Raw genomic sequence first — 18,394 nt, 5'->3', positions numbered from 1 at the left:
CCTCGCTGCCGCGATTGCGCTGTGCGTCACCTGGCGGAGGTCGCTGGAGAGCGGTTGTCGTCCACACCGAAGACGACGGGATAGACCACCGTGGCAACGCTCTTGCGGTCTGCGGCGGAGGGGAATCGGAGGCCGCGGAAGACGTCGAGCACGCAGCCGACGACCTTGGCGTCGCGGAGCGGGGGAGCGGGCGACGACGGCGGCGTCGCGCCGGGCGAGGGCAGCGCGATGAGGAGCGGCGCGTCCTCGGGCGGGCGGTCGGCGTCACCCGCGTACGTGACCTTCCCTTCGCCATCGACGACGAGGTGTACGGGCAGGCGCCCTCGGAGCTTGGGGTTCAGGCGAAGGCCCTTTTCAAAGCAAGCCCGCATCTCGCCGAAGCGCTCCTGGACGACGCTCCGCACGACGTGAGGCGGGATGTGGGCTTTGCCCTTGATCGGGTCATAGGGGTTGCTCTTGCAACGGGCGGCAATGCCCCTCACGGCCTTGGCGTCCTGGTCGAGCTCCCTCTCCAGGCCGGCGCGGGCGAGACCGGCCTTCTTGCGGTCGTGAGCGCCGAGCGACGCCTGGAGCTTGCGGGCCGCGGCGCCCGTCCGGGCGAAGCTCTCCCGGATGTCCTTGGCGCCCTGGGCGAGCTCCGGATCGGAGGCCTGGACCGCGGCCGCGCGGGCCCAGAGGTCGAGCCGATCCGCGATCCTCCCGAGCACGTCGGGCGGCGTGTTCAGGTCGGATTGCCGGAGCACCTCGATCATCCTCGAGGCCTTCTGGACCTCCGGGCCGAGCGCCTTGCAGTCGGCCTCGATCGAGCGCGCGGCGCCGCCTTTCCCGGGGAGGGAGATCGGGGTGGGGCGGGAGATCGGGGTGGGGCGGGAGATCGGGGCGCGCTCCTTCACGGGCGGGCGGTTGTTCCCGGCGGAGCGGGCAGGCGCGCTCGCCTTGTCGGACAGCGGGATCGGGGCGCGCGGCTTGGGGGCCTCGGGCGCGGTGTCGCGGGCGCGCGTGCTCCTGCGCGGGCGCAGGGCGGCGCGCTCCTTCTCCTCGGGCGAGCGCAGGGCGGCGCGCGCCTCGCGGGTCGGGCCCTCCGGGACGGCGCTCGGGGCAGCGACCCCGGCGTGCGTGGGGTCGGCGCCGGCGGCCGGCTCTCTCCGCGGCGCAGCCCCGCAGCCCAGCAGGGCATGAACTCCGACGAGGACGAGCCACGCGCTTCGCATCCGTTCCTCCGAGGTGCGTCCGACGTGCGAGCCGCCGTTTTGATACAGTACACCGGTCCGAACATCGCTTGCAGGCGAAACAGCGGGGCCTCCCAGGAGGTGGACAGGCAGCGCAGGGAGTGCGACGTGAACAAGCGCGAGAAGAACGGCCGCGGGGGCGGGAAGGACGAGCACGGCAAGGGCGGGGGCGAGCTCGCGGAAGCGGCGTGCGCGCTCGAGCGCGAGCTCGTCCGCTTCGAGGAGCTCGCGGAGTCGGCGCGGCGGCTCTCCCTCGACACACGCAAGGGGATCGAGCGCGCGGCGAAGTCGACGACCGAGGCGGCCGAGGCGCAGCAGCGCGTGAGCATGGCGCTCGGGTCGCTCATCGCGGCGATCGCGGCGGCGCGGGATCGCCATGAGGCGACCGCCACGGCGCTCGCGGCGCGCGGCGAGGAGATCAAGCGGCGGGCGGAGCAGCTCGGGGAGCTGTTCCAGCGCTTCGCGGCGCTCGGGGAGGAGGGGCGGAGCATCAACCAGCTGGTGCAGGAGACCGCGGCGCGCCAGCGGGAGGCGACGACGCCGGAGCAGATCCACGAGGTGGTGGCAGCGATGGACGAGGTGGAGGGGCGCATGGGGCGCCTCGCCGACGAGGCGCGCGCCCTCGCCCAGGCGGCGACGGCCGCGGGGATCGTCGACCTCGCCGAGCAGGCGGACGGGATGCGGCAACAGGTGACCGCGATGCGGAACAAGGTCGGGCTCCTGCGAAAGGGGATGCTGGCGCGGCTGGGCGGGGGGACCCAGCCAAACTAGCGGGGCACAGCGCTACTGCGCGAAGCCGGAGGGGGAAGCGAGCCGCCAAGGGCGCCAAGGGCGCCAAGAAACCAGGGAAATGAGAGGAAAAGATGCCGGGACGGCACTTCTTCTTCTCCCTTGGCGCCCTCGGCGTCTTGGCGGTTGTTCTGCCGCTCCGGGGCAACTTCCCGCAGTCGTGCTAGGCGGACGGCGAGCGGCAGAGCGTGAAGTAATGGTCGAGCGAACGTTCGCCCTTGAACGCCGCGCCGATGGACACGTCCTTCGAGACCCGACGCATGAAATCACGGGTTCCATTGTAGACGAAGAACTGGATTCCTTTGCTGTTGGGCACGACCCGGGGCCAGCCGTCAGGTACGGGGCCGTCAGGGACCTGGAAGTAGTCAATCACGATGGCGCCACGCTCCTGCCACGCAGGATTGCCGGCCGTCGGGACCGCGACGAAGAAGCCCGGGCCAATCCAGGGACGCGTGAGCCCCTCGTTGTAACCGAAGAGCCGCGCGCTTCCGTCCTCGGGCAAGGCAAAACGCTTCTCGAAGAAGCGGAATGTGGACGGGAGAGGAAGGCTGTTCCTGCCCTCGTGACGAACCGCCACGCGGGGCGGTGTGCCGTCCGGGACGAAGAAGTCGAGCGTGAGCGGGGGGGCGTGGCTCGCGGCGGCATAGAGCGCCCGCTGATCCGCGCGCGTCGTGGTCGACAGGGCGCTGCGGCGCTCCTCGTGCGTCAGGCCATCGAGGTGCTCGGCGATGCGAGCAATCGGGGCGTTCTGGCGAAGAAGTTGGACGAGCTCCGACATGGGGAGCGGAGCATAGCAGCGTTCGGTTGCCGCGGAGAGGGCCGGCCTCGCCATGGAGCGAGGCCGGCGGGCGAGATGTGATGTCGTGGCGAGCGAGCGTCAGAGGCAATGGACGGGAGAGCGCAGCAGCTCGGCGGTGGTGTCCGCCACGTCGGCGCCCTCGATCCCCGCGGCGAAGCGGTGGAATGCCTGCCCGTCACCCCTCGTCAACGCGAACGCCGCGCAGACGGCGGCGGGGTGGGCCGAGCGGGCCGCGGGCGAGCGGAGCACCCGGGCGAGGCCGTCCAGCGCTCCCTGGTTGCCGGCCGCCGTGGGCGCGGCGGAGGCCACCACGGCGCGGAGATCCGCGGCGAGGACATCGGAGACGTCGGTCGCGCCGAGCACGCCGGCGAAGAAGGCGCGAAAGGCCGAGAGGGCAGCCGGGTCGAGCCCGTCCACGTACGTCGCGAGGTGCCGGATCGCGAGCACGCGCGCGCGCACCGAGCTCGCCATCTGCGCGACCCTGCCCCACGCGCGGAGCGCCGCCTCGGGCGGCAGCTTGAACTTGGACAGGTACTGGAGCCGCACGTCGGAGACGCCGCCCGAGGCGAGCCCGGTCTCGAGCGCGGACCAGTCCTCGGCGAACAGCGCTTCGGGGGACACGACGGCGCTGCACGACGCGTAGCTTCCGACGTAGTCGAGGCCGTAGCTGTAAGGCGCTCCAGCGAGGAGGCCGGTGAGCACGCTCGACCACGCGCCGCGGACGCCGGCGTCGAGGCCCGGCGCGCACGCGACGTCGCACGCCGCGGCGAGCGATACCGCCCGGGCCGCCTCGCCGTCGAGGCCCTCGACGAACGCCTCGAACTCCTCGGGCGCGAGCCCCTCGGGCAGGCCGCCCTGGAGCGCGGCGAGCTGGTGGGCGCCGCCCACGTCGAGGAAGCGCGAGACGCCCTCGGGGTCCGCGGGGACGCGGCGCGGGGCGAGCGTCGCGGCGTAGGCCTCGAGATCGCGGTCGGTGCTCAGGAAGGCCCACTCGGGGTGGCGGTCCTGGGGATCGACGACGAGGAGCTCGCCCGGGCGCGCGGGCGCGACCTCGACGCGCTCGCCGGGCGCGAGCGTCTGCACGCGGGCCGCGCCGTCGCCGGCCACCCACGCGAGCTCCAGGGGCGCGACGAGGGCGCCCTCCGGGTCGTGCACCGTCACGAACGCCCCGCCGGAGGGTGCGGGGTCGACCGTGAGCCACGGGAGCGCCCTGGCCACGACCGCGCGCCGCGCGCGCGCAGCCGCCTCCGGGCCGAGCGCCGGCGCGAAGGCGTCGAGGAAATCGTCCGTGCCGATGGTCCCGAACCGGCGCTCCTCGAGCACCCCGCGGAGCGCCGACCAGAACGCCTCCTCGCCGGCCAGGCTGCGGATCTGGGTGAGCAGCCAGGCGGCGCGGCCGTAGGGGCCGCTCGTGTACTTCTCGCCCGGCGCGAGCGACGGATCGCGGACGGCGTCGCCGTCCCGGGGGGCGAGCTCGTCGCCGTTCAGCGTCCCCGCGCCGCTCTCGTCCGTGTAGACGCGGGCGCCCTCCTGCTCGAGCAACGTCGCCATGCCCTCCTTGATCCAGAGATCGTCCCAGGTCTCCACCGTCACGAGGTCGCCGAACCACTGGTGCGAGAGCTCGTGCGTCGTGAGCAGGAGATCCGAGGCGAGCGCGGGCTGCGTGCTCCGCTCCTCGCGCTGGAAGCTGATGCTCGCGTGCTCGATCCCGCCCACGGAGAAGTCCGGCAGGAGCACGAGCGCGTACTTCTCGAAGGGGTACGGCACGAGCAGCTCCTCGAAGCGGCCGATGGCGCGCGCGAGCTCGTCCACCATCCTTCCGTGATCGCCCGGCAGCCCGCGGCGATGCCAGACCGCGATGGGGAGATCGCCCTTCGTCCCGCGCTCGACCTCGAAGTCGCCGATCGCGAACGCCATGAGGTAGGGCGGCAGCGTGTAGGCGGTCTCGTACCGGACGAGGTGGCCCGACGCCCCGAGATCCTCGTCGCCGACGAGATCGCCGTTGGCGATCAGCGCCTCGCCGCCGTCGACGCGCATGGCGATCGAGAAGATGGCCCGGTCCGAGGGCGCGTTGTGGCACGGCATCCACCGCGACGCGCCGAGCGGCTCCGACACCGTGTAGACGGCGCGCACGGCGACCGGATCGCCGATGCGCGCGGGCACCGCGCGGAGGGCGTCGCCGGAGAGCGCCTCGTAGTCGATCTCGAGCGCGATCGGCGCGCCGCTCATCGCCTCGGGCTCGCTCGAGAGGTCGATCGCGAGCGCCTGGCGCTGCGGATCGAGCGCGTGCGGGAGCGCCCCGCCGCCCTTCCGCCGGACCTCCTTCACCTCGGCGACGGCGCTGTCGAGGACCACCGTCCTCGGGCCGTCTCCGGTGAGCGACAGCGTGAGGCCCAGCGTCGCCACGAGGCGGCTCCGCTCCCAGTCGAACTCGCCCCGGAGGTCGTAACGCTCGACGTCGAACGCGCTCCCCTCGAGCGGCGCCGGGCCCTCGCCCGAGCACGCGGCGGCGAGCGACCCAAGCAGCAGGCAAGCCACGCGGAGCGCTCCGGGGCGGTGTTTCTGGAGTGTGCAGTGCATCGCGGTTCCTTCGATCGGAAGAGGGATTCGTCTCGCGAGGCCAGGCACCAGCGCTCGGACCCCCGAGCCCACGGCGGCGCAGCGACGCGTAACTGACCGCGGGACAGTTACAGAACCAGGGCGCGTGGCCAAGCCAGGTGATCGCGCCGGAGGCCCCGGCGCGCCGCTCGGCGACGAAAAGAAGGGATGATCGGTCGCCCGCGTCACGGTCGCTCGGCGCTCCGGGCCGCCGCGCGCGGAGGCCGCGCCTCCGGCGCGCGCGATCGCCCTCCAGCGTGCTCTCCGCGCTTCGCTCGCGTGCGGGGAGTGAGGAGGAGGAGAGGAGCGATGATCAGCTGGCCAATCGGCACGGAGCGCGAGCGCATCGACATCGCATCGACGGTGAGCGCTTCTCCCGCTTCCCGCTCGCGCGCGAACGAAGGTGTGGATGCATGGTATTGCAGGCGCGCACCCTTGCGCACTCTGGGCGCGAATCGCCTTTCATTTGTAAGGGTTGCGGTGACCTGTGCGAGGATGCTCCCCGCCATGGCACAACACAAAGTTGGGTGCGCGCGGGGGCGCTCGTGGGTCGCGCCGCTGGCTGTGGGCGCGGCGCTCGGCGTCGCGCTCCTTCCGAGGAGCTCGTCCGCTCAGACGTGGACGGGCGGGCGGATGACGCCGGTGCTCGACGAGATCGTCGCGATCGACAGGACCGGGGAGCCGCGGTGGCCTTACGGCGACGAGGACGTCGCGGGCGACGGCGAGGCCTTCGACGCGCCGGAGCGATCGATCGACTTTCGCTCCGCGTACGCGGTCGCCGCCGCCGGGCGGTTCTGGGTGCGCGGGTATGTGTCGGAGACGGCGGCGATCAGCCGGGAGGCGACGCTCTTCGTGTTCATCGACACCGACAGGAACCGGCAGACCGGCGGCACCGCCGCGACGGCGGGGATCGACGACCGGTTCACGGACGACCGGTCGCCGGGCGGCTACGAGGTCGTGCTCGGCGTGAAGGGCGACGGGACGCTCGTGCGGGTCTGGTCCTTCGCTGGGGCGTCGGGGCGGTACGAGCCCGTCGACGTGACGGACGCGCAGGTCGCGACCGAGGCAGGGACGGACATGGATCCCCTGCTGATCAACGACGCGACGCGGGGGTACGCGCAGGCATCCATCGCGCTCGACGTCGTGGGCGTCGGCGTGGCGTGCGAGGCGAACCTGTACTTCCGGTCGGTGAACGACGCGGCGGCGCTCGGGCCGGGTGATCTCGACATCGGCATCTCCGCGCCGTGCGTGGCCGGCGACGCGGACGGCGACCGCGTGCCCGACGTGATCGTCCCGCCCTCCGGCTGCGCGCGCGACGCGGACTGCGCCGGCAGGGGCATCTGCGTGGACGGCGACTGCATCCTGCCGGTGTCGTGCGTCGACGATGTCGACTGCGACGCGGACGAGGACTGCTCCGCGGACCACCGGTGCGTCCCCACGCCCGGGGACACCTGCTCGTCGAACGCCCAGTGCGGCGACCTCGCGTGTGTCAGCGGGCAGTGCGGCCCGTGCTCGCCGGGCTCGTCCGAGTGCGGCGCGGACCTGCGCTGCGCGCCGACCGGGCGCTGCGTCGACGGCGGGGCGTCGAGCGGGGCGGGCGGCCCGGGCGAACCGGAGCTCGCGCCGGGGGAGGCGGTCCAGGGCGGCGCCTGCGCCTGCGCGGCGGGGCCGGCGCCGTACGGAGGGGGAGCCCTGTCGCTGCTCGCCGCCGGCGGGCTCGCGCTCCGGTTGCGGAGGCGCCCGCGCCGCGGGCCCGGAGCCGGCCGATGAAGCCGATGAAGAGGAGAACCATGCGCGCACCGATCCTCGCCGCCATCACCTGCGCTGCCTGCGCGGTCCTCGCCGCCGCGACGCCCGCGTCGGCGCAGAGCACGGACATCGACGTCGAGCGCTTCAAGCCGGCCGTCACCCACGACGCCTTCGTCGTCACGGAGGGCTCCGGCGTCCGCGAGCCCGGCGATCCATGGGCGTTCGGGCTGTTCCTGAACTACGCGCGCAACCCGCTGATCGTCGCGACGGGCGACGGCGAGGTGCGGAGCCAGATCGTGAGCGGCCGCCTGGGCGCCGATCTCATGGCGTCGGTCACGATCGCCGAGCCGTTCGCGCTCGGCCTCGACATCCCGTTCTTCCTCGCGCAGTCGGGCGAGGGCTCTCCGTCGTTCGCGGGCCTCGGCGACATCCGGCTCGTGCCGAAGCTGCGCCTGCTCGACGATCGCGACTCCATCGGCCTCGGCCTCGTGGCCGAGCTGCGCGTCCCGACGCACACCGGCGATTTCGCGGGCGGCGCGCGCAACGTCGTGTTCTGGCCGCGCATCGTGCTCGATCACCGGTTCGCGCCCGGCCTCAGGTTCGGCGTCAACGCGGGCGTCGCGATCCGCGAGGGGACGACGTACGCGAACGTCGAGGCGGGGAGCGAGCTGACGTACGCCGCGGCGCTCGGCTACCGCTTCGGCGGCATCGACGGGAAGGTCGAGATCGGCGCCGAGGCGAACGGCGGCATCGGCATCGCCGCGGACGACCTGAACGAGGAGGAGACGCCCCTCGAGGCGCTCGGCTACGTGAAGATCAACCCGAGCGAGCAGTGGGAGATCACCGCGGGCCCGGGGATCGGCGCGCTGGCCGGCTACGGCGTGCCGATCTTCCGCGTGTTCGCGGGCGTGAAGTACACGCCGACCTCGCACGACAGGGACCACGACGGCGTCGACGACGAGCGCGACCAGTGCCCCGACGTCCCGGAGGATCGCGACGCCGATTACGACAGCGACGGCTGCCCCGAGGAGGACGCCGACGACGATCAGGACGGTGTGCCGAACGCGGACGACGAGTGCCCGGACGAGAAGGAGACGATCAACGGCGTCGAGGACGACGACGGCTGCCCCGACAAGGGCGAGCCGCGGGTCGCGTACGAGCAGGGTGAGTTCGTGATACGGGACACCATCCGCTTCCGGACCGGCTCGGCCGAGCTCGAGCAGGACTCGTACAGGACCCTGGACCAGGTGGCGCTCGTCATGAAGGCGAACCCCGAGATCGAGCGGCTGCGGGTGGAGGGGCACACCGACGAGACCGGCACGCCCGAGCTGAACCAGGAGCTGAGCGAGCAGCGCGCCGAGATGGTCCGGAAGTACCTGATCCGGAAGGGCGTCAGCCCGGGCCGGCTCACGGCCGAGGGCTTCGGGTCGGACAGGCCGGTGGCCGAGGGCACCGACCCGGCGAGCCTGGCGAAGAACCGCCGCGTGGAGTTCGTGATCGACGAGTGAGGCGCGCTCGCCCCGGAGCGGCGCGTCGCGCCCTCCCGGGCACGGCGGCTGGCCCGCAGCGGGGCCGGCCGCCGCCGCGGCGCGCCGCGGCGCCGGGCGCGGCCGGGGGTCAGAAGCGGCCGTGGATCGCCAGCCCGCCGCCGGTCGTGCCGACGGCCGGCGCGACCACGATCCGCGCCGCCGCGGGCTCCGTGTCGCCGAGCGACGTCACGAACAGCGCGACGCCGGCCGCGAGCCCGACCCCGCCGACGATGAAGCCGGCGGTGGACAGCTTCGCGGCGCTCTTGGCGTCCTCGACCAGCGCCACGCCGCGGGCGTCGCAGAGCGTCTCGGTCCGGCAGTGCTCGTCCTGCGCCCGGTTCCACCGCGAGCTGGCGAGGAGCCCGAAGATCGAGCCGGTCACGACGCCGGCGACGCCGACGCCGCCTGCCACGAAGGCGAGGGTGCGGCGGGTGCCCGCGCCGCCGTCTCCGTCACCGCCAGCGGCCGGCCAGCGCGGCGCAGCGAGCGGACCGGGCGGCGGGGTCGCCGCGGTCGCCGCGGGGTCGTCCTCGAGCGGCGGGACCTCCACGGTGACGACCTGGCCGGGGCCGGCGGTCTGCGCCTCGACCGAGAACGGCTTCTTGCCGGGCGCGGTCGCCTCGACGCGGTGCTTGCCCGGATCGACGGGGAGCGGCGCGCCCCACGCGCCGGCGTCGAGGACCGCGCCGTTGCGCCTCACGACGAGGCCGTCCGCCGGCGTGGTCACCGTGACAGCGAGGCGCTCGAGCTTCTTCTCCAGATCGGCCGCGCGGCGGGTCGCCTTGGCCTCGCGGTCCGCCTGGCCGGCCCGGCTCGCCATGTCCGCGGCCTCGCGGAACGCCGCCCAGGCGCTCGCGGTGCGGCCGAGCCGCTCGAGGCAGTCCGCCAGGTTCCACTGGGTGCCATAGCCCGGGTCCAGCCGCTGGCTCGCCGCGAACTTGGGGCACGCCTCGGCGAGCTTGCCCTGCGCGACGAGATCGCGCCCCTCGCGGAAGAGCGCCTCGGCCGCGGCCGCCTGGTCCGCGGACGGCTCCGCGCGGGCGACCCCCGCGGAGAGCGACAGGAGCGCGGCGACACACCACGCGACGCGGCTATTTCCTCGATGTCTCGTCATCGTCATTCCTCGGGGGCCTCTGGGACGGCGGCCTCGGCGCGGGCGGCCTCGGCGCGGGCGGTCGAGCGACGGCGCTCGCCGGCGCCGACGCGGCGGCGCGCGCGGTCGTCACAGCGGAGGGCAGCGCGGCGGGCGCCGACGAGGCCGCGGCCGGCGGATCCACGGGCGTGTCGGCGCGCGGCGGCTCGGCGCTGGCGGACGGCGTCGGCCTGGCCTCGACGCCGGCGGACGGAGGCGGCGGCTCGGCCTCGGCGCGCGCAGGCGGCGCCGGCTCGGCCGAGGGCGCGGGCGCGGGCGGCGGCGCGCCGCGCACCGCGAGGTAGACGCCCGCCCCGCCCGCGAGCGCGGCGGCCAGCACGCCACCGGCGATCAGGGCGACGGGCGGGCGCGACGCCGGACGCTCGGGGCCGCTCGACAGCCGGACGCTCGTGGCGGGCGCCGTGCCCGACAGCGCATACGGTCCGGATTGCCCGCCCGGCGGGCGCCCCGCGGCCTCGAATGGCGCGGCCGACGCGCGCGGCGGGGTCAGCGCGGCGCCGAACGGCGCGCTCGAGGCGTGCTGGGGGGCCGAGATGGCGCCGAACGACGCGCGCGACGCGCGCGACGCGCGCGTGGCGGCGTCGAGCGGCACGAGCATCGCCTCGACGATCGCCTCGCCGCCCGGCAGGAACGCGCGCAGCGCCGCCGCGAGCTCGCCGGCGCTCGCGGTGCGGCCCGCCGGATCGATGACCAGCGCCCGGTGCACCACGCGGGCGACCTCCGGCGGCACCCAGGGCGCGATCTCCTGGATCCAGCGCACCGGGGTCGTGCAGATGCTCAGGACGAGCTCTCCGAGGCCGGTCAGGTGCTCGTTGGGCCGATGCCCCGAGAGGGCGTGGTACAGGCTGATGCCGAGCGACCAGATGTCCGAGCGCGCGTCGATGGCGCCGCTGCCGCGCGCCTGCTCGGGCGACATGTAGAGGGGAGAGCCGAGGAGCGCGCCGCTCTTCGTCATCCCGCCGTTGCCGAGGCTGTTGTCCGTCACCTTGGCGACGCCGAAGTCGAGCACCTTGACCACGCGCTGGCCGCCCTGCTTCCTCGCGAGGAACAGGTTTGCCGGCTTGATGTCGCGGTGGACGATGCCGGCCTCGTGCGCGCGCTCGAGCCCCAGGCACGCCTGCAGCCCGATGCGGAGCGCGAGATCGACAGGGAGCGGGCCGAGCCGCTCGATGAGGGCCTGCACGTCCTCGCCCTCGAGGAACTCCATCGCGATGTACGGCGCGCCGGTCTCGCGGTCGCGCCCGGTGTCGAACACCTGCGCGATGTGCTCGGACTCGACCGCGCCGACCGCGCGCGCCTCGCGCTGGAAGCGGCGGACGAGCTCGTCGTCCGCGGCCTGGCCGAGGATGACCTTCACCGCGACGCGGCGGCCGGTGCCCGCGTGCCGGGCCTCGTAGACGGCGCCCATCCCGCCCTGGCCGAGGAGCCGGAGCATCGTGTAGCGGTCGTCGAGGGTTCGGCCGATCATGGCGCGAGGCCCGGGCCATGGGCGCCGGCGGCGGGCGCGTCGGCGATGCGGGAGGCGGCTGGAAGGGGAGGCCTCTTCACGGCCGCAGGCTAGAGCAGCTCCAGCCCCGCGTCATCCCTCGCCGCAAACCTTGCACCAGGGCAACCTCACGAGCGTGTGGTGCGATGTCTCGAGCGTCGCGAGGTCCTGGATCAGGAACCTGCCCCCGAGCCTGGAGGGCGTGTACGCCGAGAGCACCTTGAGGGCCTCCATCGCCACGAGGTGGCCGAGCAGCTGGCCCATCGTGCCGGCGTGCGGCGCGGAATCGGCCAGCGAGCGCCCCCCGGGCGAGGGGTTGAGCGCCTCGGTCGTCGCGCAGATCCGGCACGCCGTCTTCCCCGGGAAGACGAGGGGGCCCAGGACGGCCGTCGTCCCCGCGAGGTGCGAGAAGAGCGAGGCGATCCCTGCGCGCTGGCCGAACCGCGCGACGCGCTCCAGGAGCGCCGCGTCGTCGCCGCGCACCGCCGCGACGAGGAGGTGAGGGCGCCCCTCCGGCGAGAGGAGGCCGTCCCCCTCCAGCGCGGCGGAGGAGCTCTCGTCCACCCGGCAGAGCGGCGCGTGCTCGCGGATCAGCGCGGCCACGGCGCCGCGGCGGGGCGCGCCGAGCGCCGCCGACCCGCGCGCGCGGACCACCGCGACGTCGCGCGGGCCGACGGCGCCGCCGTCGATCAGGCGGAGCGCGGAGACGCCCGCCCCCGCGAGCGCCAGGGCGGCCGAGGCCCCCCAGGGCTCGAGGCCCACCACGAGCACGCGCGCGTTCGCGATCCGCTGCGCCGCCTGCTCCGGGCCCGACGACCACTTGCGGAGGAACTCGCGCTGCCCGCGGAGGCGCTCGCCGTCGCCGGACGGCGCCTCCGCGGGCACCGGCTCGACCAGCCCGCGCGCCTCGAGCAGGTCGAGGAACGCCGTCACGCTCTGCCGCGAGTAGTCCGCGAGCGCCTCGACGAGCGCCTCCCTGTCGCGCGACCCGTCGAGCAGCGGCACCATCCGCTCGACGAACGCGCTCACGTCCAGGCCGGTGAGCTGGAAGGTGCCGAGATCGGAGCGGAGGATGACGCCCACGTCGGTGGGCGTGATGCTGGCCGAGCGGCTGAGTCGAATGCTGGTCATGGTGCTCTCCGACGCTTCTGGTTCAGGCACGCTAAGGCCCGTTCCGGACCCCGGCCGGCGCGGGCTGACCGACGCAGACGATGTACAGGGTGTCTTCCTCGGCCGGCAGCGCCAGGAAGGCCTTGAGCTCCTCGTCGTAAAATCCGCCGATCGCCACCGGGCCGAGGCCCATGGCCGTCGCGACGAGATAGAGGTTCTGGCCCAGGTGCCCTGCGTCCAGCCACAGGAAGCGATATCCGCGCTGGCCGTATTTCCACATCGTGCGGAACGGCACCGCCGTGATGATGACCACGACATTGGTGTTCAGGATCATGTCCTGACCCACCGTGAGATCCACGAGCGCGGCGTGCGCGAGGCCTTCCCGGCGGAGCTCGAGCTCGTGCGCGCGGGGGTCGTAGTGGTACAGGCCGTCCGGGACCCCCTCGACGGCCTGCGTCGCGACGTAGATCTCGAGCGGATACCGGCCGCCGGCCGAGGGCGCCGGGCGATCGCAGGTCCACGCCCCTTCGACGTTGCGCGTGCCACGGACGCCGTAGCTCGCGTGGAGGAGCCGCCCGAGCGCCTCGATGGACATCGGCCTGAGGGAGAATTCGCGCTGCGACCGCCGCTGCTCCATCACCGCGCCGAGCGGGGCGTCGATCGCGAAATCGCGCCCGGGCAGCGGCGTGCGCGCCGCGCCGACGTAGGTGCGGAAGTTGAGCGGCTGGAGATCCCCGTCGAACGGCGGCTCCAGCGGTCGCGACCTCACGTGGGAGGACTGGAGATGATAGAGCCGCGCAATGTCCGCCTCTTTGCTCCTTGCCATGGTGTCCTCTCTCAGGCCATCGGGTGAGGGTCAGGGTTGATGCCGTGGGGGGTCATCGCGCGGAGGCGCGGATTACCGAGCTGAGCGAGCTGGTGGCCGAAATGGATCTGCTGGAAATCGGGCCCGAGGGCCCGGGCGACACGGAATGGGGTCGCCGCGAGGTCGGGCGACGTCACGTCCACGATCGCGATGCGCAGCCCCGCGGCCTGCACGCGCCGGGTCAGCTCGGACAGCGACGCCTCCTCGGGCTCCTCGAGCTCGGCGGCGGTGACCGTGCCCCCTTCGCGGAGGAAGGCGAAGGCCGCGGCGCGGCTCGCGGGGAGGTAGTAGATCGCGTGATCCTCGAGCGTGAGCACGTCCTCCGGACGCTCCGGGATGACGAGCGCCTCGCCCGTCATCAGGCGGAAGACGTAATTGCCTATCTGGCCTTGCTCCAGGATCGCTTTCCTGATCGCGTCGAGGGGGCTCAGGTGGGCGGAGATCGAGACCACCGCGCCGGGCCAGCGCTTGCCGTCGCCGTAACCCACGCACATCACCACGGGGACCGAGACGCCCGCGTCGAGGAGATACAGCTCGATCCGGGCGCCGCGCTCCTCGAGCTGCCGGGCGATCTCGTGCAGCTCGGGGTCGAGCGAGTCATCAGGCAAGATCCGCCGCCCGGGCCGGCGAGCGAGCCACGAGATCATGAAGGCGTCGCGCTCGATGAGCTCGAGCGCGGCCCCCATCGCCGCGCCCTCGAGCGTCGCGCCCGCCGCGAGCCCGTTCGAGGTCACCTGGCAGAAGTGCGCGTCGTGTCCTGCGCAGTAGCCGTAGTAGGTCGGGAGCGCCGGCACATACACGGGCGCGCCCGTGTCCATCCAGCGCCCGAGGGCCCAGTCGATGGGCGCGGCCGGATCGACCCGCGCGTAGCGGAACCCGGGCGTCGCGTACTGCTCCTCGCTGTAGAGACAGAGGCGCTCGGGAGCGATGAAGTCGCCCTTCATCCCGGCGACCGAGGAGCGAAGGAGCTCCTTTCGGTCGACGAGCTCGGCGGAGTAACGCTCGACGGCCTCACCGGTCGCCCTGATCAGGGCCTCGACGGCCGTGACGCCCTTCCCGGTGCCGACCTGCGGCTCGCTCGAGCGGTGGGCGTGCGGCGAGCCGTCGGTGTAGTCGCCGAGGAACGCGGTGGCCGTGACGCACGCTTCGGGGGCGAGCGCCGGGCTCGTCGCGTCCAGCGCGAGGCGGTGGACGATGCCCGCCCGCGCGTCGACGACGCCGGCGAGCATCCGCCGGAGCGCCGCGGGGTCGGGTGCGTCGCGTAGGTGGGCGCTCGATCCCCGACGTGCGCTTCCGGTGCGGAGGGTCTCGGCGGCGCCGCCGCAGACCCGGCACCAGGGCATCTGCAAGACGGTGTGGAGCGACGCCTCCGGGTCGACCAGGTTCTGGACGATGAAGCGGCCCGCGAGCCGCGACGCGGCGCGGTTCACCAGCAGATCGAGCGCCGCGAGCGCGACGGCGTGGCCCAGGAACGCCGGCATCGGCGCGAGGTAGGTGCGCGCGCGGCGCTCCGGGCGCGCGGCGAGGAGCGACGCGTGGAGCGCGTGATCCGCCTCTCCCTGCGTGCTCACCGCGAGCCTCCGCAGGCGGCAGCAGTCCCAGCACGCGGTCTCGCCCGGCACGACGGCCGGTCCGATCACCGCGTCGAGCCCCTCGAGGTGCGCGCTGAGCGACAGGACGGACGCCGCGTGGGCGAAGCGGGCGACGCCCTGAAGGACGAGCAGATCATCGCCGGAGACGCAGGCGAGGATCAGGTCCCAGCTGGTGTCCTCCTGGACGATCGGACGATCCGCGGCGGCGAGCAGCGTCCCGGGCGTGACCGCGCAGCCGGGGGCGAGCCGCGACAGCGCCGCGGAGAGCGAGCGCGCTCGATCCTTTCCGAGATCCGCCTCGGCGAAGGGGCCGAGATCGTCGGCCGTGACCTCCCTGTCGTCGAGGACGTGGAGCGCGCCGACGCCCAGACACGCGAGCTCGGTGGCCGCGACGGCGCCCCACGGTTCGAGCCCGACGACGAGGACGCGTGATCGCGCGAGCTCCTCGCGCGCTTCCGCCGACGCAGGCGGGGCGGTCCCCTCGGGCGAGGGCGCGGTGATCGCTGAGCTGGGCAGTTGGGTGGCCACGCGAGATCTCCAGGAAAGCGCAGGGCGGCGCTTCGACGAGCGGCCGTCCTGCACTTTCGGTAAAGAGGTTCAGTTCTGGTGCTCGGGGAGCGGCGCTCCGACAAGCAAAGGAGAGAAGAAGCTCGCAAGCTCACCACGACCGCGCGACGTCGCGCGGTCGTGGTGAGCCGGGGAAGACGGGAAGTTGCCTTTCTCGAACTCTCGCGCTCCTCGTCTCCCTCCAGAGCTCTATCGCTCGGCCTCGACGGCCTCAGGGCTAGCTACAGCGGCACCTGCACCCGCCGCACCTGCACCCGCCGCACCTGCACCCGCCGCAGCCGCAGCCGCCGCAGTGGCCGCAGCCGCCGCAGCCGCAGTGGTAGCTGGCCGGAGTCGCTGTTGCCATGTCGTCCAGCCTGGCCGACAAATCGTTGATGGCGTTGCGCAGCTCCTTCACGGTCACTTCCAGATCCTTCGGAGAATTGTTTTCGATTTTCGAATCACTCATCGCAGAGCCTCCCACGAGTAGGTGAGGCACGCAAAGGGTCTTCGTCAATACGGTGGCTCGTCGCCGGGCGACGGAAGTTCGGTTGGACTCCCTATCATTCCAGGGCGCCCCGAACTGTGGACAGCGCGAGAGATGCCGCCGCCAAAGGGGTTGTCCGCGAGCTCCTTTCTCTCGCTCGCCCACACCGGCGGCTCTCCCGGGTGGCCAGGATCGCCGCCGGAGCAGCAGAGAAGGCCGGAACAACATCGAGAGCTCCTTCCTGTGCTCCCTCCGTGGGCTCGAACAGCGGCGCCTCCGAGATAGGCCTATTTGTCAAGCTCGCCTGCGATCCGGCGCGGTCTCCCGCTCGGCCGGAGAGCCGAGGGGGCGTCGGGGGCGGAGCGCCTCGCTCGCGCCGCTCTCCTCGGCGCGGACAATCCTGGATAACGCGGCACGCTGCGGGCGCGCGTGCACGGCTCTGTGCACGCCGCCTCATTCGATTGCTTTTCGTCGCTGCCTCCGGTACCCGGTCCGCCTCTTCTCGGGTGCCAGAGGCGCCCATCGATAATGGAGTGTCATGCGTCGTACTTCGCTCGGCTTGGCGATGGGTCGCCTCGCTTTGTGGTTCGTCGCCGCGTCAACGTGGCTCGTAGGCTGCGGCGTCGCGGAGAGCCCCTCGACGCCCAGCGCGACCGAGGTGGGGTGTGCGGGCTGCACCGTGCTGAAGGGAGGCATGGTGTTCGACGGCACGCGCGCGGCCAGGGCAACGGTGGTGATCGAGGGCGACAGGGTGAAGCAGGTCGTCTTCGGCGACGCCGAGCCCCGCGTCGAGGCCGGGAGCGGCGAGGTCGTGGACGTCGCTGGCAAGACGGTCCTCCCCGGGCTCATCGATCTCCACGTCCACTCGCTGAGCGTCGCCGGGCCCTATGCTTATGATGACGGCGACCTCCACCTCGAGGACCACACGAAGGCGATGCTCCGGGCGGGCGTGACCTCGTACCTCGACCTCGGCTCATCCCAGCGCGTCATCTTCGAGCAGCGATCGCGCATCGACGCCGGCGACCTCCTCGCGCCGCAGCTCTTCGCCGCCGGGCCGCTGCTCACGCCGACCGGAGGGCACCCCTGCTATCAAGGCAGCCCGCCCGGCGACACCTGCGTCTTCATCGACTCGCCCGCCGACGTCGATGGGGCCTTCGAGGCGCTCCTCCCGAGGGCGCCCGATTTCATCAAGATCGTGCTCGAGGGGGGCGGATCGCTGCCGCTCCCGCGCCTGACGCGCCCGTCCGTGGCGGCGATCCAGGAGGCCGCCGCGGCCGCGGGCGTCCGGGTGATCGCCCACGCGACGGCGGCCTCGGACATCGAGGCCGCGCTCGACGGCGGCGTGACGCTCTTCGCGCACGTCCCGGACGAGGACCGAATCTCACCAGAGCTCGCGCGGAGGATGGCCGCCGCCGGGGCCGCCGTCGTCCCCACGCTCGTGGTGGCGGATGGCCTGTACCGCACGGCCCACGGAGCGCTGACCGAGCTCGACGACCCCGCCCTCGTCGACGACGTGCCGGTCGGCGTGATCGCGGCCCTGCGCGATCCCTCCTTGCTCGCGGAGCTCAGGACGGCGCATTTCCTGGAGCTCGCGGAGCGGCGGCGCGACCAGGCGATCGCGAACTTCGTCACCTGCTACCAGGCCGGGGTCACGATCGCCGCCGGCACCGACGCCGGCAACCCGGGCGTCTTTCACGGGCTGAGCCTGCGCCGCGAGGTCGCGCTCCTCGTCGAGGCCGGGATGCCGCCCCTCGATGCGCTCGCCGCCGCCACGCGCCGCGCCGCGGACGTGCTCGGGCGGCCCGATCTCGGGCGCCTCGAGCGAGGGGCGCTCGCGGACGTGCTCGTGGTCGACGGCGATCCGCTCGCCGACGTCCGCGCGCTCGAGCGCGTGTCGCGCGTCTACAAGTCGGGCGTCCTCCTCGATCGCGAGGCGCTCGCGTTGCCGCGCAAGACGAGCCTCGCGCGGGAGCCCAGGACGGGCGCCGGCCCCGGCGAGACGTGCCTCGCCGCGTCGGAGTGCGCGCCCGCGCAGTCGTGCAACCCGGCCCTGGTCTGCGCCGCGACCTGCAGCGCCGCCTCGGACTGCGCGCCGGGGAGCGCGTGTTTCGTCGATGGCGGCTCGTTCACGAGGGGGGCCTGCATCGACGGCGACGGCTGCGATCTCTTCGCGCAGGACTGCGACAACGGCGCCGCCTGCGTGTTCTGGGGCAACGGCTCGACGTCGTGCTGGAACGCGGGCGCGGGCTCGGACGGGCAGCCGTGCGACGCGTCGTTTGCGTGCGCGCCCGGCAGCATCTGCGACCCCTCGAACACCTGCAGAGCGCTCTGCGATCCGCGCGGTGAGCGCGCCGCGCCGTGCCCGGGCGGCGAGCGGTGCGCGGATCACACCGCGCTCGCAGGGCTCCCTGTGGGGACCTGCGAGCCGGCCGGGCGCCGCTGAGCGCGCGACGACGCCGCGC

At 73.5% G+C, this 18,394-nt stretch carries 12 protein-coding genes; 4 read left to right on the top strand and 8 right to left on the bottom strand.

Features of this window, described 5'->3' with window-relative positions:
• Positions 1–26: 26 nt before the first annotated feature.
• On the bottom strand, positions 27–1,211 hold the full coding sequence (locus WMF27_RS30030) for a hypothetical protein (RefSeq protein WP_437765443.1): 1,185 nt from the start codon (positions 1,209–1,211) through the stop codon (positions 27–29).
• 126 nt (positions 1,212–1,337) lie between these two features.
• Here WMF27_RS30030 and WMF27_RS30025 point away from each other — a divergent pair, with 126 nt between their 5' ends.
• Positions 1,338–2,000 (top strand): hypothetical protein, encoded by a 663-nt coding sequence (locus WMF27_RS30025; RefSeq protein ID WP_437765444.1) that lies wholly within the window; start codon positions 1,338–1,340, stop codon positions 1,998–2,000.
• A gap of 181 nt (positions 2,001–2,181) precedes the next feature.
• Here WMF27_RS30025 and WMF27_RS30020 read toward each other — a convergent pair whose 3' ends face one another.
• Both WMF27_RS30020 and WMF27_RS30015 read right to left on the bottom strand, forming a co-directional pair.
• On the bottom strand, positions 2,182–2,796 hold the full coding sequence (locus WMF27_RS30020; RefSeq protein WP_437765445.1) for a hypothetical protein: 615 nt from the start codon (positions 2,794–2,796) through the stop codon (positions 2,182–2,184).
• A gap of 99 nt (positions 2,797–2,895) precedes the next feature.
• Positions 2,896–5,397, bottom strand: a complete 2,502-nt coding sequence (locus tag WMF27_RS30015) for a M1 family aminopeptidase (protein ID WP_437765446.1) — start codon at positions 5,395–5,397, stop codon at positions 2,896–2,898.
• Between the two features lie 525 nt (positions 5,398–5,922).
• Here WMF27_RS30015 and WMF27_RS30010 point away from each other — a divergent pair.
• Both WMF27_RS30010 and WMF27_RS30005 read left to right on the top strand, forming a co-directional pair.
• Entirely contained in the window at positions 5,923–7,185 is a 1,263-nt protein-coding gene (locus WMF27_RS30010; RefSeq protein ID WP_437765447.1) for a hypothetical protein, read from the top strand.
• A 20-nt stretch (positions 7,186–7,205) separates the two neighbouring features.
• Positions 7,206–8,672, top strand: a complete 1,467-nt coding sequence (locus WMF27_RS30005) for an OmpA family protein (protein ID WP_437765448.1) — start codon at positions 7,206–7,208, stop codon at positions 8,670–8,672.
• A gap of 109 nt (positions 8,673–8,781) precedes the next feature.
• On the opposite strand, the gene WMF27_RS30000 is transcribed toward WMF27_RS30005, so the two are convergent.
• From WMF27_RS30000 to WMF27_RS29980, 5 genes are all read right to left on the bottom strand, one after another.
• Positions 8,782–9,807: a hypothetical protein gene (locus WMF27_RS30000; RefSeq protein ID WP_437765449.1), complete on the bottom strand. Its 1,026-nt coding sequence runs from the start codon at positions 9,805–9,807 to the stop codon at positions 8,782–8,784.
• A complete protein-coding gene (locus tag WMF27_RS29995; protein ID WP_437765450.1) occupies positions 9,785–11,314 on the bottom strand; it encodes a protein kinase domain-containing protein in 1,530 nt (509 codons plus the stop codon). Before WMF27_RS29995 ends, WMF27_RS30000 begins: the two co-directional genes overlap by 23 nt.
• A 111-nt stretch (positions 11,315–11,425) precedes the next feature.
• Positions 11,426–12,463: a TOMM precursor leader peptide-binding protein gene (locus tag WMF27_RS29990; protein ID WP_437765451.1), complete on the bottom strand. Its 1,038-nt coding sequence runs from the start codon at positions 12,461–12,463 to the stop codon at positions 11,426–11,428.
• Between the two features lie 31 nt (positions 12,464–12,494).
• Complete coding sequence (locus tag WMF27_RS29985) at positions 12,495–13,268, bottom strand: SagB/ThcOx family dehydrogenase (RefSeq protein ID WP_437765452.1); 774 nt, start codon at positions 13,266–13,268, stop codon at positions 12,495–12,497.
• Positions 13,269–13,279: 11 nt separating this feature from the next.
• Positions 13,280–15,427: a TOMM precursor leader peptide-binding protein gene (locus WMF27_RS29980; protein WP_437765453.1), complete on the bottom strand. Its 2,148-nt coding sequence runs from the start codon at positions 15,425–15,427 to the stop codon at positions 13,280–13,282.
• A 1,043-nt stretch (positions 15,428–16,470) separates the two neighbouring features.
• Here WMF27_RS29980 and WMF27_RS29975 point away from each other — a divergent pair.
• Positions 16,471–18,375 carry an amidohydrolase family protein gene (locus WMF27_RS29975; RefSeq protein ID WP_437765454.1) on the top strand — a complete coding sequence of 635 codons (1,905 nt, stop codon included), beginning with the start codon at positions 16,471–16,473 and terminating at the stop codon, positions 18,373–18,375.
• Positions 18,376–18,394: the final 19 nt, after the last annotated feature.

Source organism: Sorangium sp. So ce281, from assembly GCF_051527395.1.
GTDB lineage: Bacteria > Myxococcota_A > Polyangia > Polyangiales > Polyangiaceae > Sorangium > Sorangium cellulosum_B.
The sequence above is the reverse complement of the archived record's forward strand: the minus strand, read 5'-3'. Positions and strand labels throughout refer to the sequence as shown.